17 protein-coding genes and 1 tRNA gene are annotated in these 21,875 nt (G+C 63.3%); 9 read left to right on the forward strand and 9 right to left on the reverse strand.

Annotation, left to right across the window (positions count from 1 at the left end):
- Positions 1-43: 43 nt before the first annotated feature.
- Entirely contained in the window at positions 44-811 is a 768-nt protein-coding gene (locus ABD704_RS11635; RefSeq protein ID WP_344699853.1) for a MerR family transcriptional regulator, read from the forward strand.
- Positions 812-948: 137 nt separating this feature from the next.
- Here the strand turns inward: ABD704_RS11635 and ABD704_RS11640 are convergent, their stop codons facing one another.
- Positions 949-1,896: a formylglycine-generating enzyme family protein gene (locus ABD704_RS11640; protein ID WP_344699854.1), complete on the reverse strand. Its 948-nt coding sequence runs from the start codon at positions 1,894-1,896 to the stop codon at positions 949-951.
- Between the two features lie 434 nt (positions 1,897-2,330).
- On the opposite strand from ABD704_RS11640, the gene ABD704_RS11645 reads away from it, so the two are divergent.
- The 3 genes from ABD704_RS11645 to ABD704_RS11655 are packed head-to-tail and all read left to right on the forward strand — an operon-like array spanning position 2,331 to position 4,572.
- Positions 2,331-2,561 carry a DUF3489 domain-containing protein gene (locus ABD704_RS11645; protein WP_344699855.1) on the forward strand — a complete coding sequence of 77 codons (231 nt, stop codon included), beginning with the start codon at positions 2,331-2,333 and terminating at the stop codon, positions 2,559-2,561.
- Positions 2,561-3,010, forward strand: a complete 450-nt coding sequence (locus ABD704_RS11650) for a DUF2924 domain-containing protein (protein ID WP_344699856.1) — start codon at positions 2,561-2,563, stop codon at positions 3,008-3,010. Before ABD704_RS11645 ends, ABD704_RS11650 begins: the two co-directional genes overlap by 1 nt.
- On the forward strand, positions 3,010-4,572 hold the full coding sequence (locus ABD704_RS11655) for a recombinase family protein (protein ID WP_344699857.1): 1,563 nt from the start codon (positions 3,010-3,012) through the stop codon (positions 4,570-4,572). The genes ABD704_RS11650 and ABD704_RS11655 overlap by 1 nt, the downstream gene beginning before the upstream one ends.
- 419 nt (positions 4,573-4,991) lie before the next feature.
- On the opposite strand, the gene ABD704_RS11660 is transcribed toward ABD704_RS11655, so the two are convergent.
- Positions 4,992-6,170, reverse strand: a complete 1,179-nt coding sequence (locus ABD704_RS11660) for a hypothetical protein (protein ID WP_344699858.1) — start codon at positions 6,168-6,170, stop codon at positions 4,992-4,994.
- A 231-nt stretch (positions 6,171-6,401) separates the two neighbouring features.
- On the reverse strand, positions 6,402-6,863 hold the full coding sequence (locus ABD704_RS11665; protein ID WP_344699859.1) for a hypothetical protein: 462 nt from the start codon (positions 6,861-6,863) through the stop codon (positions 6,402-6,404).
- 70 nt (positions 6,864-6,933) lie between these two features.
- Between ABD704_RS11665 and ABD704_RS11670 the strand changes: the two genes are divergently transcribed.
- Together ABD704_RS11670 and ABD704_RS11675 are read left to right on the forward strand one after the other, a co-directional pair.
- Positions 6,934-7,710 (forward strand): ATP-binding protein, encoded by a 777-nt coding sequence (locus ABD704_RS11670; protein WP_344699860.1) that lies wholly within the window; start codon positions 6,934-6,936, stop codon positions 7,708-7,710.
- Positions 7,707-8,207 carry a phage baseplate assembly protein V gene (locus tag ABD704_RS11675; protein WP_344699861.1) on the forward strand — a complete coding sequence of 167 codons (501 nt, stop codon included), beginning with the start codon at positions 7,707-7,709 and terminating at the stop codon, positions 8,205-8,207. Before ABD704_RS11670 ends, ABD704_RS11675 begins: the two co-directional genes overlap by 4 nt.
- 723 nt (positions 8,208-8,930) lie before the next feature.
- On the opposite strand, the gene ABD704_RS11680 is transcribed toward ABD704_RS11675, so the two are convergent.
- Positions 8,931-9,006, reverse strand: a tRNA-Thr gene (locus tag ABD704_RS11680).
- 146 nt (positions 9,007-9,152) lie between these two features.
- On the opposite strand from ABD704_RS11680, the gene ABD704_RS11685 reads away from it, so the two are divergent.
- From ABD704_RS11685 to ABD704_RS11695, 3 genes are all read left to right on the forward strand, one after another.
- The gene (locus ABD704_RS11685; RefSeq protein ID WP_344699862.1) at positions 9,153-10,544 is read left to right on the forward strand and encodes a PAS domain-containing protein; all 1,392 of its coding nucleotides are present in this window, start codon (positions 9,153-9,155) and stop codon (positions 10,542-10,544) included.
- 90 nt (positions 10,545-10,634) lie between these two features.
- A complete protein-coding gene (locus tag ABD704_RS11690) occupies positions 10,635-15,275 on the forward strand; it encodes an NAD-glutamate dehydrogenase (protein WP_344699863.1) in 4,641 nt (1,546 codons plus the stop codon).
- A 5-nt stretch (positions 15,276-15,280) separates the two neighbouring features.
- Positions 15,281-16,162 (forward strand): ATP-grasp domain-containing protein, encoded by an 882-nt coding sequence (locus tag ABD704_RS11695; protein WP_344699864.1) that lies wholly within the window; start codon positions 15,281-15,283, stop codon positions 16,160-16,162.
- On the opposite strand, the gene ABD704_RS11700 is transcribed toward ABD704_RS11695, so the two are convergent.
- Genes ABD704_RS11700 through ABD704_RS11720 form a run of 5 tightly spaced genes read right to left on the reverse strand, consistent with a single transcriptional unit; the run spans position 16,118 to position 21,873 of the window.
- Positions 16,118-16,357, reverse strand: coding sequence for a ribbon-helix-helix domain-containing protein (locus tag ABD704_RS11700; RefSeq protein ID WP_344699865.1), 240 nt, complete (start codon positions 16,355-16,357; stop codon positions 16,118-16,120). The genes ABD704_RS11695 and ABD704_RS11700 overlap by 45 nt on opposite strands.
- Positions 16,357-17,079: an acetoacetyl-CoA reductase gene (gene phbB, locus ABD704_RS11705; RefSeq protein ID WP_344699866.1), complete on the reverse strand. Its 723-nt coding sequence runs from the start codon at positions 17,077-17,079 to the stop codon at positions 16,357-16,359. Before phbB ends, ABD704_RS11700 begins: the two co-directional genes overlap by 1 nt.
- A 26-nt stretch (positions 17,080-17,105) precedes the next feature.
- A complete protein-coding gene (gene hemH, locus ABD704_RS11710) occupies positions 17,106-18,113 on the reverse strand; it encodes a ferrochelatase (RefSeq protein ID WP_344699867.1) in 1,008 nt (335 codons plus the stop codon).
- Positions 18,110-20,221 carry a molybdopterin cofactor-binding domain-containing protein gene (locus tag ABD704_RS11715; RefSeq protein ID WP_344699869.1) on the reverse strand — a complete coding sequence of 704 codons (2,112 nt, stop codon included), beginning with the start codon at positions 20,219-20,221 and terminating at the stop codon, positions 18,110-18,112. The genes hemH and ABD704_RS11715 overlap by 4 nt, the downstream gene beginning before the upstream one ends.
- Positions 20,218-21,873: a class I adenylate-forming enzyme family protein gene (locus ABD704_RS11720; RefSeq protein ID WP_344699870.1), complete on the reverse strand. Its 1,656-nt coding sequence runs from the start codon at positions 21,871-21,873 to the stop codon at positions 20,218-20,220. The genes ABD704_RS11715 and ABD704_RS11720 overlap by 4 nt, the downstream gene beginning before the upstream one ends.
- Positions 21,874-21,875: the final 2 nt, after the last annotated feature.

Raw genomic sequence — 21,875 nt, forward strand, 5'->3', positions numbered from 1 at the left:
TAGTGCTTGAAGTTGACGCAACGTCAACCTGTACAGGCGTTGCATGGAACAGCCCCTCGACATTCGGGACGTCGCTCGCAGAACGGGTCTGAGCAGCCGCGCCCTCCGCTTCTATGAGGCACGCGGACTCTTGAAGCCGTTGCGGACGCACACTGGCCGCAGGATTTACGGCCGCGGCGAGTTAGAGCGTCTCCAGCAGATTGTCGCGCTCAAGCGAGCAGGCTTGAGCCTCGCGCAAATTGGGAAGCTTACCGCCCGCGGATCAATGGACTTCGCGGCTGTGATCCAGACGCAGCTCGAGATCATCGAAAAACGAAAACAAGAACTTGAGGAGGCGAAGGCGCTGCTCCTCAACGTCAAGTCACGCATCGACCGCGGCGAGCCCGTCGATGCAGAGACCTTCTGCTCGCTGATAAGTCAGGGAGAGAAGATCATGCAACCGCAAGATTGGAAGAAGGTAACCGACCGCTACTTCTCGGAAGATGAGAAAGCGCATTGGGCGAAGCACCCGCCGGCTACGCCCGAGGGCTTCGACCAGGCCGAGTATGCCGCCAAGTGGAAGGACATCGGCGATCGCGTCCAGGCTGCAATTCCAAGTGGCCCGGACAGCCCCAAAGCGCAGGCGTTGTATGACGAGTGGCAGCAATTGCTGGCGCCGTTCAAGGCGACCGCGACACCTGAGATGATGTCGGGCGCTACGCGCTTTTACGAACGGATGGATGAATGGCACGGCGATGCTCCCCAAGCACCGTTTACGCCCGAGGCCTTTCGCTTCATTCAAGAGGTGGGACGCCGTCGGGCTAGCACTTGAGCAGACTAGATACGGATAGTCCGCTCCAAAGGCGGACTATCCGTCCATTCGGCATCGCCAATGTCCGCAATGGGTCGAAAGCTGCCTTTGGGTCGGTAGCTCCGTGGAACGTGCAACAAAGATGTGATGAGAATGCGCTAGCGCCAGTCTCGTGCAACCCGGAAGCCAACGCCGCCGCTTCGGTAAGCGCTTAGGTTGGGACCCGGGCCCGGCGGCGGGGCAAAGCTCCGGGAGGCAGTTCGTATCCAACGTGCCTGATCTCCCCAGTCGCCGCCACGAACGACGCGGTAGTCGCATGTCGAGGTTCCTGAGAGTTCCTTGAGATCGCCCGTCGCGACGATCGCACGTGCAGTCTGAAACGGAGCCCCATTCGTGGGCAAGCCGGAATAAGTTGGTGAGAAGCAGTCTTCCACCCATTGCAAGACATTGCCACTCATGTCGAACAGTCCGAAGCCATTTGGCTCGAAAGCGTTGCCGGGCGAAGTCTTAATCCATCTGTCGCGACCGGACGCCAAACCTCCGCAGCACTCTTCGGTGCCGTGGTTGGCATGCTCATGCGATGAACCAGATCCCCAGAAATAAGCTGTCGTCGTGCCAGCCCGCGCCGCATATTCCCATTCCGCCTCCGACAGCAGGCGGTAACGCTTGCCGGTCTTCCGACTGAGCCAATCTGCGTAATCCTTCGCATCGCGCCACGTCACGCAGACCACTGGGTCGCGGTCCGTCTGCTCGAAACCGAGGTCATCCCACGACGCGGACTTCTCCCCCTCTGGTCCGGTCTTGCCGGTCCATTGGCAGCCCTTGTCGACTGGACGACGCGTGCTGCGGACGAAATAGGCCCACTCTTGTCGGGTGACGTCATATTTGCCTGCCAGGAAGCGCCGAACCGTCACCGCGTGTCGGGGTCCTTCCAAGGCGTCGTGCATCGGATCCTCGTCGGCAGTTCCCATCGAAAAGCGGCCTGCCGGGATGGGGACCATTTCCGGGCAGTGTGCGCAATCCTTCACCGAGGCCGCTACTTTTCGGACCGTCGCAGCTTCAGTCGGCGCAACGACCGTCGACAGGATCGCGGCCAACAGCTGCATATGCCTCGGCGCGTTCGACTGCATCTTTTCCCCCAAGGATGGCCCAGCGCGTCTGAGACCCGAAGCTTGAACGCGTGGCGCTGATGGTGATCAGGCGCGGCTCGGAGCTGCGGTAGGCACTAGCCGACGTATTCGCAATCAGTCTCCCGTCTTAGCTGGTGGCAGGAATGGGTCGAAGCCTGCCACTAGCAACGGACTGAACGGACGTCCGTTTACTGGCTGCGCCGAGCTTCACCGCAATGGCTGAGATGGGCGCTTACCGGCCGCTTTGACATGATTTCGCTTTCGCCGGCTTCCGCGCCTCATTCGCTTGACTGTTCATATGAAGAGAGCGTTGGTCGTTTGCGCTGCTGAACAGCGACAACGCCGCGCTTCGCCGCTGAAGTTCGCGGCTTGGGTCAGTGCAAGCGATCATGCTGGCATGGAGACCCACAATGGCCAAGCAGACCAACAAGCCATCGAAGAGCGCCGCTGTCACGAAAATGCTCTCGCGGGCAAACGGCGCGACCGTCGGCGAGATCGTGAAGTCTACCGGCTGGAAGGAGCACAGCTGCCGTGCGTTCCTCACCGGAATTCGGAAGACGAGCAAGCTGCTCAAAGAACAGCGGCCGGACGGCAAGACCGCCTACCGCATCGGGGCAGCGGAGCCGGGGGCACTTGACTAATGACCAGTCTGGAACTGCAATTGGCAGAGCTGTCCGGAATGTCACCGGCGCAGCTCCGCGCCAGGTGGCGCGATTGCTGGCGGAAGCCGGCACCTGACATCGGACCGGACCAGCTCCGCCGTGGCATCGCATGGAAGCTGCAGTCGAGGATCTACGGAGATGTTCCACGCCACATCAAGCGGGAACTGGAGTGCACAGCCGATCGCCTCCGGCGAGGGGAAGAGCCGCTCAGTACGAAACGACCGTCGCTCAAGCCCGGCACTCGGTTGGTGCGATCATGGCAGGGTAGGGTGCACCGGGTGCTCGTACTCGGCGATGGCTACGAACATGACGGCAGGCGGTTCAGTTCACTGACGCAGGTCGCGACTGCCATCACCGGGACTCACTGCTCGGGTCCGAACTTCTTCGGCTTGAAGAAGCGCAATGGCGTCAGCCGGGCGGGACAGTAATGAAGCGCCGGTGCGCCATCTACACCCGTAAATCGACGGAAGAAGGATTGGAGCAAGCCTTCAACAGCTTAGATGCGCAGCGCGAGGCGTGTGCCGCCTACATCCTTAGCCAAGCGCATGAAGGCTGGGAGCCGGTTCAGGAACATTATGACGACGGAGGTTGGTCCGGTGCGAACATCACCAGGCCAGCCCTCCAGCAGCTCCTTGCCGATATTGCCGCAGGCAAGGTCGACGTCATTGTTGTTTACAAGGTCGATCGGTTAACCCGCAGCCTTGCTGACTTCGCCCGGATCGTAGAGGCGCTCGACAAAGCTGGCGCATCGTTCGTGAGCGTAACCCAGGCGTTCAACACAACAACCAGCATGGGGCGGCTCACGCTCAACGTGCTGCTGTCGTTTGCCCAATTCGAACGCGAGGTAACCAGCGAGCGCATCCGCGACAAGGTCGCGGCTTCCAAGCGCAAAGGTATGTGGATGGGCGGACCAGTTCCGCTCGGCTACCGAGTTGAGAAGCGGAAGCTTCTCATCGACCAGACCGAAGCAGAAACCGTGCGACTGATCTTCCGGCGTTACCTGGAGCTGGGCTCGGTCGGACTCTTGGCCGATGAACTTGCTACGTCCGGCACGCGGACGAAGTTGCGGTACTACGCAACTGGTCGGAGCGTGGGAGGCGGCTGCTTCAGCAGGGGCTCGCTGGCCCAGCTGCTCCAGAACCCAATTTATATCGCCAAAGTCAGTCACCGCGGTGAGCTGTTCGATGGCGAACATCAGCCAGTGGTCGATGCCGCTATGTGGGCCGAAGTCCAGCGGCTGCTGACGAACAATCGCCGCGAACGCTTGCATGGTGAGCGTACCCGTTTCCCCAGCTTACTGACTGGCCTCATCGCCGACGCTGAGGGACGCCCGATGACGCCGGTGTTCACGACGAAGGGCAGTCGTCAGCACCGCTACTATGTCACTCGGCTACAACCTGGTGAGGATAGCTGCTCCGCCTGGCGTGTTCCGGCTGGCGATATCGATCGCGCGGTGCTCGATTGCGCATCGAAGTTCTTGAGCGAGCGCACTGCTGAACAACTTGACGGAAAAGATCGAGTTTCGCCGGGCGACTTGAGCAGGCACAGCGTGCCTGAACAGCGCCGATTGCTGCTTGAGGCAAGGGTTCGAATTCAGCTGGGCCTTTCCAATATCATCGTGACGATCGGCAGCGAGCCTCAGCGGCAAATTCCCTTCCACGCGAGCTATGCCCGCCGCGGAAACGAAATGAAGCTGGTCGTTGGGGAGGCGGGGCCGAGCAGGGAACCCGACCCAGTGCTCGTCAAGCTCCTCGCCCACGCCAATGCTGCCCGGGAAGCCATTGCTTCGGGAACAGCTGATCCGCTGGTTTCCAGCTACAGCAAGCGGCACCTCTGGCAGCTGCTGCGCCTCAACTGGCTCGCACCGGATATCGTGACCGCGATTGTTCAGGGTAGGCAGCCCGCAAGCTTGACTGGGCGCCGTCTCCTTAGAGCAGCCGACGTTCCTCTCTCGTGGGAAGACCAGCGCCGGTACTTCGGCTTCAGCTGAACCTCGTCGCAAGTCGCATCTGCATCTGGTGGCTGCGAAATCGGCCTTCAGAGAACGTGGACTGCCGACGAAGGATTGCATCCGGCCAAAGCGCTCTCTTGGCGCCAGCCCCTGATGGTCGGCTCGGCACAAACCCCCGAACCTACGCGCTAATTGAGGCCTCCCAGGTCACCCTCGGAATCTCGTCTCTGATCCGGAGGAGGGAGTGGTGCCACGGATAGGACTCGAATTTCTGACCCCATTCTGTTGCACATCCGCAAGACACTGAAATCGCCGGGTATTTCGGGGAATTCAGGCCAGAGCTGTCTCTCTTCAGCTCAGGCGAGCCTCCTCGCGCTAATGTCTTTTTAACCCAAAGCAGACGGGGCGCTGTTCAAGAAGGCCGCCGAAAGGCGTGGCGATGCGGCAGAAGGGCAGGCTCACCGGAACTTGTTCTGCACGTCGCGGACCGACTGATACCCCTCGTGCAATGCCACGGTCCCGGAGGTGAGAAGACTCCGATCCTTGTCGAGCAGCGCATAGCTCACGGTCAATCCGGCCATTGTGAATAGCGGCGGGCCGCCGAGGAACGTCCAAAGGTTCTTCTTCGTATAATAAGCTCCGAGGGGCTTATCGCTGAGGACGAGGATGGCAGTCGTCGGTGAGTCAAGCTTGGCCTTAACCACCCTCTGGCGCCAGATTCTCTCGATGAGCGGCTCGCCGGCCTGAGGGACAGCCATTAGACTATCGATGAGGCTCTTGTACGCCGCGCCCGCGGCTTCCGCCGCTGTTGCCGCGGCCTTGAGCTCGGCCGCATGGCCCTCATCCCCCGATGACGCACGAGCCGTAGCTTCGCCCGCCTTCAGTAACACGTCCTGGTTGAGCTGCGCGAGCGCGGCCAGGTCAGCAGTAAACTCAGGATAATCCTTGGGCGCTACCTGCTTCGGAATGACTAAGCGAACCAAGTGACACTGGGATTTGTCCGACCCTGGAGGGCAATATTTCCGCTTTAACGCATCCGAAACGGCAAAGGCCATGACGTTGTCGGGTGACGTGACGCTCACTGGTCCGAAGGTGTAATCCGTCTGGAAATAGTTGCCGAGTTTGGCCGCCAGATCGAGTCCGGCGCCCAGATAGGTGACAGGCGAGGCGAAGCGGAAAGTTCGGCGTCCGCGTGACGTCCGGGCGAGTGCTTGGTCGAGGCGAGCGTTCGCAGTGTTGAGCAGTGTCGTAATCTGCTTCGACTGAAAATCGAACAGCGTGTAACTGGCGGTCGATAAGTCATCCATGCTCGTAACGAGCAATATCTCGTCGGGAGCGGGTGTTACCGGAGCATCGATAACCGCTTGGGCAATTTGTTGCGCTGCATCCTTGGCGGCCAAAGCCGCGAGGAGCATGGCCTCGGGCTTCGCGGCATCCGTACCAGGTGTGACGCTGCCAGTCTGGGCATTCGTGCCTGCGACGATGCCCATTTGCGCGCGGATTCTGGCGGCTTCCTTCTCGATCGCCGCTGTTTCGGCCTCCTCGCGGGCTTTCACCGCGTTCCAGTACTCGGTTTCTTTATTGACCGTCGGCGTGTCCCCCGGTCCTGTTGTGCCTGTATCTGTTGGGTCAGCCATGCTCGCCCCCGTAGCGACGGCAATTGCGAGCAACGCTGCGCCCATGCCACTCCCCCTTTACGCTTCGTGTGCACGGACATCGCCGCAGCTCGCGTAACGATTCGGCCAGCCCACCTTACAGTAAATTGTAGTTAATTGTGAGCATTGCGCGCGATTGGCCAAGTTCACGTCAGGAAATCTGTGGTGAATCTCGCAGCGGGCCGTGATGCAGTTCAGGGGTCAGGTATCAGTTCAGTTTTGTTCGGCAGAGGCGCCGCGGACGATGCTTGTCACCTTCTCTGCGACTTCCGTCAGCGTAGCACTTAGCCGGTTAAGCTCAGAAGCCGCCGAGGCTGCCGGATCATATCGGGTCGTCAAGTACTCTCGCGTTTCCGACAGGATCTCCAAGTGAGCCAACGTACGTTTGCGGAGACGTAGCTTTGCACTCAAGGCGAAATGGGTCCGCGCTGCCAAGTCATGGTGCAAGCCTCGCAACCGTGCCGAGTGATGACCCGCGGCAAGTAACAGGGCATTGAGGTAAAGTTCGATGGCGTGAATGGCGACCAGGCGGTAAGGGGCCCGCGAAAGTGGTTGCCGCCGGCGTCCAGTCAACAACAACGCATCTGCGGCGACCCGATACTCGTCCGCGAGCCGGAGAACCTGCTCCGGCGTTGCGTTGTCGCCTGGATAGATCTTTTGCCCCTCAATCGACATCGTATTGGCTTAGCGAAGTCGAGCGAATATTTTGCTAACCAGGTGGGCTTGCGCCGCAGGAGATCTTGACGTGGCTAACAACAAGACCCGGAAAGACCCTTACAAGAACTTCAAATTTCGCGTGCTGTTCGGTGCGGCGATCGTGGGCTTGGCAGGCTATGTGACCAACAAGGCGATAGGCATGTCGAGGCGTATGCACTTGCGTCCCGCCGGTCGTTCCCAATTGTTCCGCTTGGATCGGCCACAGGCGACCCCATCTTGGGACCAACTCGATCTCCCTCCGGCCCAACTTAGCCAGCTTCGCAAGCTCGCTGGAGGCGCGCGCCGCGCATCGCGCACTGGAGAGAGAAACGCCCGCCGCACGACCGGGAGCGAAGACGCTTCGGTTACCGCGCTTTTCGCCGGTGCATCGGGCACCGGCAAGTCAATGGCCAGCCAGCTGATTGCGGCCGGTCTCGGAGTCGACCTGTACCGCGTCGATATGTCGCGCGTGGTCAGCAAGTACATCGGTGAAACCGAGAAGAACCTCCGGCGCGTCTTCGATGCGGCCGAGGGGTCTGGCGCCGCCCTGCTACTTGAAGAAGCGGACGCGCTGTTCGGCAAGCGGAGCGACGTCCGGGATAGTCACGACCGCTACGCAAACACCGTAGTGAGTTATCTGCTCCAACGGATGGAAGATCACGACGGGCCTGTAATTCTCACGACCAATCACAAGCAGGACATCGACGCCGCCTTCTTGCGGCGGCTTCGATACATCGTGGACTTCCCTTTCCCAGGCACAGGCGGGCGGGCAACGAACCGTATCGTCCGTCGGAGGAGAGCGTCGAAGCCGAAGCCGAAACCATGACACGGCGCACGCGCTATTTTGGCAAGTTCCGAGGCAAAGTCTTCAACTCCGTTGACCCCCTGAACCTGGGGCGCGTTCAGGCCATCGTACCTGACGTAACTGGCTCCAATCCGACGGGTTGGGCGATGCCGTGTTTTCCTGTCGCCGGGATGTTCATGGCTCCGGCCGTGGGTGCAAATGTCTGGGTGGAGTTCGAGAAGGGCGATCTTGAGCGGCCAATCTGGACTGGCTGCTTTTATGCCGACGAGGCGGAGGTGCCGGTGTTGGATGCTCCGCTCCCCGGCGGCTCGGTCATCACGATGGAGACGGCAGGGCAAAATCGGATCGCCATTTCCGATCTGCCCGGGGCAAATGGCGGCGTCATACTGAGGAGCGCTTCCGGCGCGACCGTCATCGTCAACGACACGGGAATCTACATCACGAATGGAAAGGGCGCGAGCCTGACCCTGACCGGCCCCACCGTGACAATCAACGACGGCGCTTTGAGCGTGACCTGAGCGAGGTTGAGGTGATGGGTAGCCCGGTTTTACATATTGGTTCTGGCGTGATTTGCATGCACGGCGGTTCCGCTAGCCCAACAACCTCGTTCGAGCGGGTGAGGGTAGGAGGCCAGCCAGTGCTGACGGTCACCAGTTCGTTCTTGATCGCTGGGTGCGCGGCCGCTCCGCCCAGCCGATGCGTGGTGGGCAGGTTCTTGACTGGCGCGGCGCGGGTTCTAGTTGGTGGAACTCCCATCTTGGTCCAGCAAGGCGTTTCAGTTTGCGAGCCAACCGGCACACCCCTGAATGCGGCTTCTGTCCAGTCACGAGTGACCGCAGTTTGAGAAGCCCGCCGTCGTCGCCGGCTCTCGATTCTAGCGTGTTTCGAGCCAAAACAGACGTTAGCCCTGGTCTGGGCGCTAAGGCCGGCTGCTAGGACTTGCGAGTGGCTATCACCCGGCGGTGAAGGTAAACTGTGCATTGGCAGCTTCTGGAGCCCCGCCGTTGGAGCCCCGGTTATAGCTGCAATTGATGATCGTGCATCAAATGGCGACTGCAACTGGTGGCTGCGAAATCGGCCCTCAGAGAAGCACACCCGATTCTCACTGTGTCTGTGGTGCCAAACTGCTCTCTTGGACGAAGTAGTCGATGCGGGCGGTGTACGCATGTCCCGGAAAGAACGCGACAATTCGCACAGTCTAAGAATGCGCTAAGTAATTGTCTCTGAAGGACAATTTGGAGTGGTGCCGCTTGAGGGACTCGAACCCACGACCCCATCATTACGAATGATGTGCTCTACCAGCTGAGCTAAAGCGGCTTTGGCTCTGGGAGGACGGCCCACTATCAGCGCTCCGCCTGCTCGGCAAGGCCGGGCTTCGGCAACTCCCAAGCTCACCAAACATACTTAACGCTTTCGTAACCGCACTCAGCGATTTTGCGTGCACCGAGAGTGTGGGGCGTTGAATGGACAGTTACCGCGAACATCCGAGCGATTTCGATCTTCCAGTGGCCAGTGAAGTGCCGCCGGCGGCCGATGTTGCGTCTGCAATCGGCACCGACGAGCGCCGGATGCACGTGCGCGCGTACAACTATTGGGTGTCATTGCTGAACGGCCGCGATTTCCCGTCGATCGAGGACCTCGAGCCGTCGAACGTCCAGGACTTCGCCAGCCACAGCGTCCTCCTCGATTTCACTTGCGGCCGCGACAATCCGGCCATCCCGTACATCGGCGCCAGTATCCGCGACGAATGCGGGCTCGACGACGATGCGCGCAACACCGCCGACGTGCCGAGCCGGTCGTTGCTGTCGCGTCTGACCGATCATTACATGCAGATCATCGCCAATCGCGCGCCGATCGGCTTCGAGGCCGAGTTCGTGAACCAGCGCGAAGCGAACATTTGCTATCGCGGCATCCTGATGCCCTTTTCCTCGGACGGAGAGGCGATTGACTTCATCTACGGCGTGATCAACTGGAAGCAGGTTGGTGACGCCGTCGAGGCCGCTCCCGAGCCGGCAGTTGAAGCCGAAGACGACGTCCTCCTGCTCGACGAAGCGATCGTTCCCGCGACCGAGGATCTGCCGGACCTCGCTCCACCGGTGCAAGTACCTGCTGAAGAAGCCGCGCCCGCCGAGCATATCGCCTGGGAGGACGGGCCTTCGGCCGAGATCGTTAGTGACGCTGAGGAGGCACCGGCCCCGGTTCACTTTGCCTGGGAAGATGGCCCGATCGCCGACGCACCTGACGACGAAGTCGCCGAGATGGTGCTCGACGAGAATGCCGGGCTGGCCGACCGCCTGTGGGCAGCGCGCGAGACGGCCGAGACGGTAAAGGCCGGTGAAGGACGCACCCGCGTGTCGCTCTACCGGGCGCTGTCGCTCGCTTATGACGTGGCGCTGGTGGCCGAGCAGAATCCTGAGGAATATGCCGAACTGCTCGAGGAATCGGGCGTGAAGGCACAGGCGCGCGCGCCGATGACGCCGATCGTGAAGCTCGTCTTCGGGATCGAGTACGACAAGGCGCGGCTGACCGAATTCGCCGCGGCGCTGTCCTACGCGAAGCGGCAAGACATTGAGATCGGCGACTTCAAGGAGTTCATCGAGAAGCAGTCGGGCGGCCTGAAGGCGTTGGTTGCGGCGGAGCGCGCAGCACGCCGTCCGGAAGCCAAGGCGGACACCAAGGGCGATGAGGCCCGTGCCAGGCTGCGGTCTGCGCCGACGATCACGCTTGCGGATGTCCCGGCGCAGGAGGAATTCGCAGTCATCGTGACGCGCCGTAACGCCGATGGATCGCACGAGCCGATTGCCATCGTCGACGATGAATCGCTTGTCGAAAGGGCGATCCGCAAGGTCGCCTAAAGCCGTTTTCGTGATCCCGCGGGGTTGTCCCGCTTGTGAGGGCGGGTCTATAGGCCCGCCGCATCCTTACTCGCGGAGCAAGTTCTCTTCATGACCGCCTACACGCGCCTGGCTCAACCCTTGGTCGAAGCCATTCGCAAGGCGCTGACGCGCGATGCGCTTCCCGGCGAAACCCAGGGCCTTGGCCGGGACGATGAGCGGGAAGCTGCCGAGTTCCTCGCTGGCGTCGCCGCGACGCGCAAGCGCGGCGAGCTTGCGCTGTCGATCGAGTCCACCGGCGGCGAAGCCGGTCACCGCCGCATGCGCATCGGCATCGTCAACGACGACATGCCGTTTCTGGTCGACTCCGTCGCCAACGCCATTGCCGCCCGCCAGCTGACGATCCATCGCCTGCTCCACCCGGTCGTGTGCGTGACGCGTGACGACAAGGGAGAACTGCAGGAAGTCGAGGCGCTCTGCTCCGACAAGAACCGCCGCGAATCCATGATGTACATCGAGCTGGACCGTGCCGACGCGCGGGGCCGGCAGGAGCTCGCCGCGGATCTGCGCCGTGTCCTTGGCGACGTCCGCCTAGCGGTGCGTGACTGGCATTCGCTGCAGAACCGCATGCGGGCCGATGCGAAGGAGGTCGGCGATGGCGAGGGCGCGGCGCTGCTAGACTGGTTTGCCGACGGCGCGATGACCTTGCTCGGCTATCACGTCGAGAAGCCGTACGAAGCGCCGACGGAAGCGCTAGGCATCTTCAGCATCCCGGGCGCGCCGACCGACGAAGGCGGCTGCCTCGGCGCGATGAACTATCTCGAAAAGGGCGGCGAGGCGCCGCTGATGGCGAAGGCGGAGCGCAAATCGACCGTCCACCGCCGCGTGCCGCTCGATCTCGTCGTCATTCCGCTCAGGGACGGCAACAAGGTCACAGGGATCGGCGTCCACGCCGGCCTGTGGACCAGCGAAGCGCTTCGCGTTCCGCCGGAAGAAGTGCCGGTGCTGCGCCGGCGTCTCGACCAGCTCGACGAGGATTTCGGCTTCGACCCGAAGGGCCATAGCGGCAAGGCGCTGCGCCACGCCGTCGCGTCCCTTCCGCGCGACCTGCTGATCACCATCGAATATGACTCGGTGCGCGATCTCGTCATGACGGCGATGTCACTCGCCGACCGCCCGCGCCCCGCATTGGTGCAGGTACGGAGCATCCTTCATGGCCAGCTTTTCACCTTCGTGTGGTTGCCGCGAGAAGAGTTGACGACCTCCCGCCGCACCGCGATCGCGATGCTGCTGGAAAATGAGGTCGGCCGTGAAATCACCAGCTGGTCGGTCGAGCTCGGCGACGGCGACCTCGCGCTTATCCGCTACACCCAATATATCGACGAGAAGGCGCCGCTGCCGGACGCCGAGGCACTTGACGCCGCCGTCGTGGAAATGGTCCGCGGCTGGGCGCCGGCCGTCGAATCCGAATTGATCGCGGAGGCGGGCGCGGCGCGCGCGACCAGGCTTGCGCTGACCTACCTGAATGCCTTCCCCGAGAACTATCGCGGACGCACGGCGCCCGAAGAAGGCGCCGCTGACATTCTGCGCTTGTGCACGCTGGAGAATGAAGCCGCGCGCGACGTCCGGATTTCACGGCTCGACAGCGATGCCGAAGGGCAATTGCGGCTGAAGCTTTATCGGATGGGCGGCTTGATACCGCTTTCCGAAGCGGTGCCGGTGCTAGAGAATTTCGGCTTCCGGGTGCTTGAGGAAATGCCGACGGTGCTCGCGGGCGGCGTTGGCCATATTCACGACTTCCTCGTCGAGATCGGCGGCGAAGCGGACCTCAAGGCGATCCTGAGCCGCAGCAGCGACATCGAGGCGGCGATCGCGCGCGTGCTGCGCGGCGTGTCGGAGGACGACGAGTTCAACCAGCTCGTGCTTTACGCCGGTCTCGAAATGCAGGCAGTCGTGTGGCTTCGCGCCTGGTTCCGCTACCTGCGCCAGACCGGAAGCAGCTTCGGCCTCGTCACCATCGTCGATGCACTTCGCCGTGCGCCGGTCGCGACGCGATCGCTCATCGGGCTGTTCACGGCGGGCCACGATCCAGCGGTCGACGGTCGCGACAAATTGGTCGCGAAATATGGCAGCGACTTCGACGCCTCGCTGGCCAAGGTTCATTCGATCGACGACGACCGCATCTTGCGGCGTCTCCGCGCGCTGGTCGACGCCATCATCCGCACCAACGCTTTCGCCCCCGCGGCCGAAGAAGCGCTCGCGTTCAAGATCAACAGCGCGCTGGTTCCAGGCCTGCCCCGGCCGGTGCCGTGGCGTGAAATCTGGATTTACAGCCCGCGCGTCGAGGGCATCCATTTACGCGGCGGCCCGATTGCTCGTGGCGGCATACGCTGGTCGGACCGTCGCGACGACTTCCGGACCGAAATCCTCGGCCTGATGAAGGCACAGCTGGTGAAGAATGCCGTGATCGTGCCGACGGGCGCGAAGGGCGGCTTCTATCCCAAGCAGCTGCCGTCGATGTCCAACCGCGACGCGTGGCTCGCCGAAGGGACGGAAAGCTACAAGATCTTCATCCGCTCGCTGCTTTCGATCACCGACAATCTCGTCAACGACAAGGTCGTTCATCCCGAGAGCGTGGTGATTCGCGACGGCGACGATCCCTATTTTGTCGTCGCCGCCGACAAGGGCACCGCGACCTTCTCCGACACGGCCAACGCCATCGCGCTGGAGCGCAATTTCTGGCTCGGCGATGCGTTCGCGAGCGGCGGCTCGAACGGCTACGACCACAAGGCGATGGGCATCACCGCGCGCGGCGCGTGGATCTCCGTTCAGCGGCACTTCCTGGAAATGGGCATCGACGTCCAGGCCGACGAAGTGACCGTCGCCGGCTGCGGCGACATGTCGGGTGACGTTTTCGGCAACGGCATGCTGCTGTCGAAGACGCTGAAGCTCGTCGCGGCATTCGATCACCGCCACATCTTCATCGATCCCGATCCCGATCCGGCCGTGAGCTGGAAGGAGCGCAAGCGCCTGTTCGAGCTGCCGCGTTCCAGCTGGGACGATTACGACCGTAAGCTGATGTCCGCCGGCGGCGGCATTTATGCGCGCACCGAGAAATCGATCAAATTGAGTTCCGAAGCGCGGAAGCTGATCGGTATTGATGCGACGGCGGTCGATCCGCCGACGCTGATCAACGCGATCCTGAAGAGCCAGGTCGACCTGCTGTGGTTCGGAGGCATCGGCACCTACATCAAGGCGTCGACGCAGAATCATGCGGATGTGGGCGACCCGGCCAACGACGCGCTTCGTGCCGATGCCCGGGAAGTCGGCGCCAAGGTGATTGGCGAGGGCGCGAACCTCGGCATCACGCAGGCCGGCCGGATCGAGTTCGCTGAGAGCGGCGGGCGCATCAACACCGACTTCATCGACAATAGCGCGGGCGTCGACTGCTCGGATAACGAGGTCAACATCAAGATCCCGCTGAACCGGGAAATGCGCGAAGGTCGGTTGGCCTTCGACAAGCGCAACGCATTGCTTGCGAAGATGACCGACGAGGTCGGTGAGCTGGTCCTCGAGGACAATCGGCTGCAATCGCTGGCGCTATCGATTGCGGAAGCCGGGGGCGCCAAGTCGCTTCCGGGCTATGTCCGGACGATCGAGATGCTCGAAGCGACCGGGCGGCTGGACCGTAAGGTCGAAGGCCTTGCGACGAGCGAGGACCTCATGCGCCGCTACCAAGAGGGCCGCGGTCTGACTCGGCCGGAACTGGCAGTCGTCCTGTCGGTCTCGAAGCTGGTGCTCCAGGATGCTGCGGAAGATTTGCAATTGTCCGAGGACAAGGTCGTCCAGCCGCAGCTGTTCGAAGCCTTCCCGAAGCCAATGCGCAAGGCGCATGCCGACGCCATTCGCGCACACCGTCTGCGCAACGAGATCGTCGCCACAAAGGTCGCCAACCGCCTCGTAAATCGGCTCGGACCGGCCGTGGCATTCGACCTCACCGAGGAAGAAGGTGCTTCGCTGGGGCAGGTCGTCACGGCCTTCCTGGTTGCCGAACGCCTGCTCGATCTCGACAAACTTTGGAGCGAGATCGAAGCCGACCCGCTGCCGGAGACGGTCAGGATCGAACTTTTCTCGATCGCCGCGTCGAGCGTCCGCGCGCACCTTTCCGACATCATCCGCGCTGCCGGAGGGGAAAAGCGTGTCGAGGCGCTGTGCGAACTGTTCGAACCGGGCGTGCGCAAGGTTTCGGCTGCTGCCGCGAAACTGATCCGGTCTGAAGTGCGCAACGAAGCCGTGGCGCGCCGTGACCGCCTCATCGCGCTCGGCGCGAGCGAGGACATCGTTCGTGGTCTCGTCCGCCTCTACGAGCTCGATGGAATGTTTGCGATCGCTGCGCTTGCCGAGCGCAAGAAGATCGACGAACTCGCGCTAACTCGCGCCTACACGCGACTGGGCGAATCGCTTGGGCTCGACTGGGCCCAGCAGCAGGTGGCGCGCTTCGTTCCGGCCGATCAGTGGGAGAGGCTGCTCACCGCCGGTCTCGCCCGCGACTTCGAGCAGCTTCGCATCGACTTCCTCGCGCGCCGCCGCACGGGCCAACCTGACGAAGCCGCCGAGGAATGGATTGCCGACAACCAAAAGCGCATCAACCAATTCCGCCAGCTTGTCGTGCGCGCCCGTGCCGAGGGGCATGTGAGCACATCCATGCTAGCACAGATCGCAGGGCAGGCGCGGATCCTGCTCGCCCGTTAGCGAAGATGCGGATCGCGGTTCTCGTCCCCGATCCGGATTATCCGGAAGAGTGGCGATGGGCCTATGACGTCGAGGCCGATGCGCTGGCTTCAGCGGGCGCTGAGGTCGAGCCGATACCCTGGACGGCCGTGCCGGCGGACGTGTCGTCGTTCGACCTCATCCTGCCCCTCGTCGTCTGGGGCTACCACCTCGATTATCCGCGCTGGCTCGAACTTCTGGACCGCGCCCAGGCGGAGCGGTGGCCGATGCTTAACCCGCCCGCGTTGCTGCGCTGGAGCAGCGACAAGGCCTATCTCACGGAGCTTGCCGACCTCGGTGTCCCAACCGTCCCGACGCTTGCGGCCGAAGCCTGCTGCGACGCGGACCTCGAGGAAGCACGCCGCCGCTTCGAAAGTGACTGGCTCGTCATCAAGCCGCCGGTCTCGGCAAGCGCGACCGGGACACATCGCCTTGGACCGAACGACGATCTGCCCGACGACAGCCGGGGGCGGCCGATGATCATCCAGCCGCTCATCGAGGAAATCGCCAAGACCGGCGAGTTCTCCCTGATGCTGTTCGACGGCGAGCTTAGCCACGCGGTGGTCAAGCAACCGGCACCGGGGGACTTTCGCGTGCAGCCGCATCTGGGCGGCGTCACCATGCCTGCACATGCCACGCCCGTTGCGGAGCGGCTTGCCAAGAGGGCGCTCGCTGCAGCGCCGGCGCACGCGACTTACGCGCGCGTGGACATCGTTCCGGACGACAGCGGCGTGCTTCGCATCATGGAGCTGGAATTGATCGAGCCGGCGCTGTTCCTCGACCACGCGCCTGACGGCGGTGCGGCCTTCACCCGCGCAATCATGTCAGCGCTGGAAACCGTTCGCGAAGAGCCACTGGCGGATCGCTGAAGTCAGGTTCGGCGGCCGCGGGCCCCCGAGCCGCTCGACGTCGATCTCCGCGACAAGCGCGTTCAACGGAGAGCCGCGCTCCTTCGCGGCCCGCTCCAGCGCGCGCCAGAACATCGGCTCAAGACTGATCGACGTCTCATGGCCGGCGATCAGCACCGATCGTTTGGTTGGCGGAGCGTAGTCGGGACCCGCCATCAGTACATGTGCTGACCGCCATTGATCGACAGCGTGGACCCCGTCACGAACCCCGCATTCTCGTCGACGAGGAACGCGACACCACGCGCGATCTCCTCCGCCTTGCCGAGGCGGCCGACGGGAATCTTGGCGACGATCTTACCGAGCACTTCCTCCGGCACCGCCGCAACCATGTCGGTGTCGATGTAGCCAGGCGCGATCGCGTTGACGGTCACGTTATTGCGCGCACCTTCCTGTGCCAGCGCCTTGGTGAAACCGTGGATCCCCGACTTGGCGGCGGCATAGTTCACCTGGCCATATTGGCCGGCCTGCCCGTTGATTGAGCCGATGTTGACGATCCGGCCGTAACCGCGGCCCTGCATGCCTTCGAACACGGCTTTCGCCATGTTGAAGCAACCGCCGAGGTTGGTGTCGATGACGTCCTGCCACTTCTGGTGGTCCATGCGCTTCATCGTTGAGTCGCGTGTGATTCCGGCGTTGTTGACGAGCACGTCGACCGGCCCGAGCTCGGCTTCGACCTTGCGAACGCCTTCCTGGCAGGCGTCGTAATCGGAAACATCCCATTTGAACGTGCGGATGCCGGTGCGCTCGCTGAACTCCCGCGCGCGTTCGTCATTGCCGGCGTAGTTCGCCGCGACGTTCATTCCCATGTTCTTGAGCGCAACGCTGATCGCCTCACCGATCCCGCGCGTACCTCCTGTGACGATCGCTACTCGAGCCATGTGTGTCTCCTCTCCGACACACGCGCTTATGTCTGCTGTACCCAGCCTGCAAGTTCACGAGAGATCATCCGCTCCAGCATGTCGACGCTTTCCGGCGAATCGTTGAGGCAATCGAGCAGCGCGAACTGCTCGCCGCCGGCGTGCATGAAAGTCTCGCGGCCGCGGATCCCAAGCTCTTCGAGCGTTTCCAGGCAATCGGCGGAGAAGCCAGGTGCAGCGATGGCGATGCGCTTCACCCCCTGCTTCGGAAGTGCGGCCAGAGTCGTGTCGGTCGCTGGCTCCAGCCACTTGGCACGCCCGAACCGCGACTGAAACGTTACTTCGACCGACCGGCCAAGCGCTTCGCCGACGAGACGTGCAGTCTTCTGACAGTGGCAATGGTAGGGATCGCCGAGCTCCAGCGTCCGCCGCGGCATGCCGTGGAAGCTGACAAGCAGCCGCTCCGGCTCGAAATCCAACGCACCTAATTGGCGAGCGATGTTCGCGCGCAGTGCGTCGATGTAGAGCGGGTCGTCGTAATAAGGCGGCAGCGTCCGCAGCGCCGGCTGGACGCGCATTCCCGCCAACGTGGCGAACACTGCGTCGTTCGCAGTCGCCGTCGTCGCCGCGCAATATTGCGGGTATAGCGGCGCCGCGAGGATCCGGGAGCAGCCCTCGCTCACCATGTTGTGGATCGCGGCTGCAATGCCCGGATTGCCGTAGCGCATCGCGTAGTGAACGCTGACGCGGTGGCCGAACCGCTCGCGCAGCGCATGCGCCTGGCGCCTGGCAATCACGGCGAGCGGCGAGCCCTCGTTCGTCCACACCTGGTTATAGGCTTCAGCCGAACGGCGCGGCCGCGTGCGCAGGATAATGCCGTGAAGGATCGGCTTCCACGCGATTGGCGGAATCTCGACGACCCGCGGATCGCTGAGGAACTCCGCGAGGTAGCGGCGCACTGCCGTGGCGTGTGGCGCGTCGGGCGTGCCGAGGTTGATCAGCAGCAGTCCGACCTTCGGATCGGGAACGGAGGGGTGCCCCTCGGGGCGGGTCACGCCGTTGCCATTGGGTCGAACGGCAGCGAGCGCATGCGCTTGCCGGACCCCGCAAAAATGGCGTTGGCGACTGCGGGAGCGAGCACGGTCGTGCCGAGCCCACTAATACCGCCGGGCGCTTCGCTGCTGGGAATGACCTCGACCATGATCTGCGGCGTGTCACCAAGGCGCGGAAGCGCAATACCGCCGATGGGCCGTGCCCGCGGCATCCCGGCGACCCATTCGGGCGAGGCGACGGTCGCTTGCGCCAGTGCCCACATCAAGCCCGCTTCGATTTGCTGGACGACGAGGCCGGTATTCATGACGCGCCCGCAATCGACGGCCGCGGCCAGGCGATGGACCTGCACACGCTGATCGCCGCCAATGGTCGCGTTGGCGACGAGCGCAATGTGCGACCCGAATGCCGTGCACCCCGCCATGCCCATCGTGCTTCCGGCGCCGCCGCCGTCCCATCCGGCAAGCCGCGCCGCGCCCTGCAAGCAGCGTGCGAGCCGCGGATCGCTTCCCAGCATCGACATGCGGAAGATCAGCGGCTCCATGCCTGCGGCGCGCGCAAGCTCGTCGATGAAGCTTTCAGTGAAGAAAGTGAATTCGCGCTGCGGAGACCCGCGCATGTAGCCCGCAGTAAAGGGCAGCGGCGCCGCGACAGATTCGATTCGGACGTTCGGGATGCCGTAGGGCGGCACCGACCCGTCGAGCGCTTGCTTGCCCAGCTTCGATGGCGCCTTTTCGCCGGCCAGGCGCGCCAGCGCTGCGCCCATGCCATCGCCGGTCGCGACGCGCATCGCCCAGGCGGCAGTGATGCCGCCGGCCCCGGGGAGCGCCGTCATCCGGGCAAGCGCGCCCGGCGACACGCGGTCGTGGTTATGGCTGACAGACTGGGACAAGATCACTTGCACCGGCCGCTTCAACTCGCGTGCTAGCGCGGCGGCAATGGGAACGGCGTCCGGTTCCATGGCGCGGCCAGCCGGCTCACCGATCGACATCGGGTAGAGCAGGTCGCTCTCGGCGCCCTTGCCGAAGCCCGGCGCCTGCGTCCCCGCCCAAACTTCGAGGGCATCGCCAGACAATCGCGCCGTCGCGGTGACGGGCTCCAGTCCAAGATGTTGGGAAGGCGCGACATAATAAGTGGCAGCGAGGGGACGCGAGCCCCGCACTGCCCCGTCGTAGTCGCCACGGCTGAACCATTCCTTCGCTGGATCATTGGCGAGCGCGTTCTCAAAAAGGGGGCGCATTTCCGGAGCAGTCCGAGCACCGCTGAAGACCGGATCTGCGGCTTTGATTGCGCGCTCCGCCCACCACCAGGTGTCGGCTACGACAGCGACCCAATCATCATGCGCCGCGACGTGACGGACGCCGGGCGCGCCCTTGATTGCCTCTCTTGAGAAGTCGGTGAGCTTGCCGCCGGGCGGCGCGATGCGCACCGCGGCGAACAGCATGCCCGGCAGCCGGACATCGCCGGCGAAGCGGACGCTCCCCTCGGCCTTTCCGGGACCATCGAGGCGCTGCAGCGGCTGGCCGATCAGACGGCCCTTGGTCGAGGTCTTGAACACCGGTCGTGAAGGCGGCGTGCGGTCCGCGGCTTCTTCAGCAAGCTCGCCGAAGGAGAAGGTGCGATTACCGTTCATGACGAAGCCGTCTGCGGTGTCGCATTCGCTGGGACTGACGCTCCAGCGGTCGGCGGCAGCGCCGATGAGCATTGCCCGCGCAATCGCTGCGGCCTCGCGCATTGGCTGCTCGAAGGCGCGCACCGACGTCGACGCGGCGGTTATACGGATGTCCTTCGGCCAGTCCTGTTCCTGGTCCAGGCCGTTGACGTAAGCCGAGGTCATCGGCGCGGGCTCGACCCCGACCGTCTCCCAAGCCGCGCCCAGCTCATCGGCGACGATCTGCGGAAGCGCTGTCCAGATACCCTGGCCGGTCTCGACCTGCGGCACCGCAATGGTGATCCGGCCTTCGCGGCTGATCTTGATATAGTCGTTGAAGGCCTGTTCGCCGCGGCCCGTCGCGAGGTCGCTATGCGCGCCTTTCGGCCACAGCGCATAGCCGACGATCAGGCCGACCCCGACCCCGCCGCCTATCAGCAATGTACGGCGATCGATGTTCAATTTGCGTATTGCGCCTTCAAGGAGCGGCGATCGATCTTGCCGGTGCCCAGCCTGGGCAGCGGTTCTTCGCTGAAGATGAAGCGGCACGGCACTTTGAACTTGGCTATCCGCCCCTCGAGAAAATTGCGGAGGTCGCTTTCGGACAGGCCGTTCTTGCTGTGAACGACGGCGATCGGCACCTCGCCGAGGCGCTCGTCCGGGACCCCGAACACGGCGACTTCGTCCACCTGCGGGCAAGCATAGCATTCGGCCTCGACTTCAGCCGCCGAGATATTCTCGCCGCCGCGGATGATAATTTCCTTCTTGCGGTCGACAATAAAGAGATAGCCCTCCTCGTCGATATATCCGACGTCGCCGGTGCGGATGTAGCCGTCGTGCGTGAACAGGGCCGCCGTCGCTTCCGGATTGCGGAAATAGCTTTTGATGTTGGACGCGCTGCGAATGCCGATTTCACCGACCTCGCTGGTCGGCAAATGCGCGTCGCCGGCGCCGAGGATGGCGAGCTCGACGTACGGTTTTTGCGCGCGGCCCGTCGAGGCGGGTTTGGCAGCGTAATTGCCCCAGTAATTGGCGCAGCCAGCGGCGTTCGTTTCCGTAAGCCCGTAGCCGAGCGCAGGCTGCGCGTTCGGGAATTCCTGCCGCAGCCGCTCGACATGGGTCACGGGGCGCGGCGCGCCGCCGGCGGTGATGTCCGTCAGCGAGGATAGATCATATTTGCCGCGATCGGGGTGGTTCATGAGCTCGAGGCTCATGGTCGGCACACCGACGAAATAGGTGATCTTCTCTTTCTCGATCAGCCGCAGCGCCTCCGTCGCGTCCCACTTGGGCATGATGACCATGCAGCGGCCGATGACGAAGCTGTTGATCATCACCGGCACTTCGCCCGTGACGTGGAACAAGGGCACGCTGAGCAAGGTGCGCGGCTGTGCGGTCGGCGCGCGACCCTCGCTCGCCAGAATTCCGAGCAGGACGATCAGCCCGGTCGCATAGGCGTAGGTCGCCGTCGTCACCCCGCGATGCGTCGACAATGCGCCCTTTGAGTCACCGGTCGATCCCGATGTGAAGAGGATGGTCGCGTCGTCGTCGGGCGAGATCTCGGGAAGCGGTCCGTCGCCGCCGTCGAGCAATTCGGCCATCGCCTGCTCGATCGGGAGCTCGATCGGCAGCGAAAGGATGTCGCGCCCGACGCATTTCGCCGCAAGCCGTTTTGCGCGCGGCCCGTCGGCGACGATCAGCTTCGGATCCGTGAGCTGGACCGCATGTTCCATTTCATGCGCTTCCCACCAGCCGTTGAGCAACGTGGCGACGCCGCCGGCCTTGAGGATGCCCATGTAGCTGACGATCCAGGCCGGGCAGTTGCGCATCGCGATGCCGACGCGGTCGCCCTTCTGGACGCCCCGCGCAACGAAGCCGTGCGCCACCCGCTCCGAAAGTCTGTCGAGCTCGGCGAAGGTCAGGCGCTGGTCGCCAGCAACGACCGCTTCCTTTTCGCCGTTGATCTCGCAGAAGGCCCGGAACAGGCCGGGGACCGTCGGCGGCAAATTGCCGACGATCGCGCGCCCCTCGGCGTCCTTGTCGATCACCAGCCGGCCACCAGGTCCGGTGACCTGCGCCAACACCTCGTCAAACCTCCGGTCGAGCTCGGTCGGCATTT

It is taken from the genome of Sphingomonas limnosediminicola (assembly GCF_039537965.1).
Classification (GTDB): domain Bacteria; phylum Pseudomonadota; class Alphaproteobacteria; order Sphingomonadales; family Sphingomonadaceae; genus Sphingomicrobium; species Sphingomicrobium limnosediminicola.

Coding starts and splice junctions, on each gene's coding strand:
- ABD704_RS11635 (WP_344699853.1), top strand. CDS start 44: ATGGAACAGCCCCTCGACATTCGGGACGTCGCTCGCAGAACGGGTCTG.
- ABD704_RS11640 (WP_344699854.1), bottom strand. CDS start 1,896: ATGCAGCTGTTGGCCGCGATCCTGTCGACGGTCGTTGCGCCGACTGAA.
- ABD704_RS11645 (WP_344699855.1), top strand. CDS start 2,331: ATGGCCAAGCAGACCAACAAGCCATCGAAGAGCGCCGCTGTCACGAAA.
- ABD704_RS11650 (WP_344699856.1), top strand. CDS start 2,561: ATGACCAGTCTGGAACTGCAATTGGCAGAGCTGTCCGGAATGTCACCG.
- ABD704_RS11655 (WP_344699857.1), top strand. CDS start 3,010: ATGAAGCGCCGGTGCGCCATCTACACCCGTAAATCGACGGAAGAAGGA.
- ABD704_RS11660 (WP_344699858.1), bottom strand. CDS start 6,170: ATGGCTGACCCAACAGATACAGGCACAACAGGACCGGGGGACACGCCG.
- ABD704_RS11665 (WP_344699859.1), bottom strand. CDS start 6,863: ATGTCGATTGAGGGGCAAAAGATCTATCCAGGCGACAACGCAACGCCG.
- ABD704_RS11675 (WP_344699861.1), top strand. CDS start 7,707: ATGACACGGCGCACGCGCTATTTTGGCAAGTTCCGAGGCAAAGTCTTC.
- ABD704_RS11685 (WP_344699862.1), top strand. CDS start 9,153: ATGGACAGTTACCGCGAACATCCGAGCGATTTCGATCTTCCAGTGGCC.
- ABD704_RS11690 (WP_344699863.1), top strand. CDS start 10,635: ATGACCGCCTACACGCGCCTGGCTCAACCCTTGGTCGAAGCCATTCGC.
- ABD704_RS11695 (WP_344699864.1), top strand. CDS start 15,281: ATGCGGATCGCGGTTCTCGTCCCCGATCCGGATTATCCGGAAGAGTGG.
- ABD704_RS11700 (WP_344699865.1), bottom strand. CDS start 16,357: ATGGCGGGTCCCGACTACGCTCCGCCAACCAAACGATCGGTGCTGATC.
- phbB (WP_344699866.1), bottom strand. CDS start 17,079: ATGGCTCGAGTAGCGATCGTCACAGGAGGTACGCGCGGGATCGGTGAG.
- ABD704_RS11720 (WP_344699870.1), bottom strand. CDS start 21,873: ATGCCGACCGAGCTCGACCGGAGGTTTGACGAGGTGTTGGCGCAGGTC.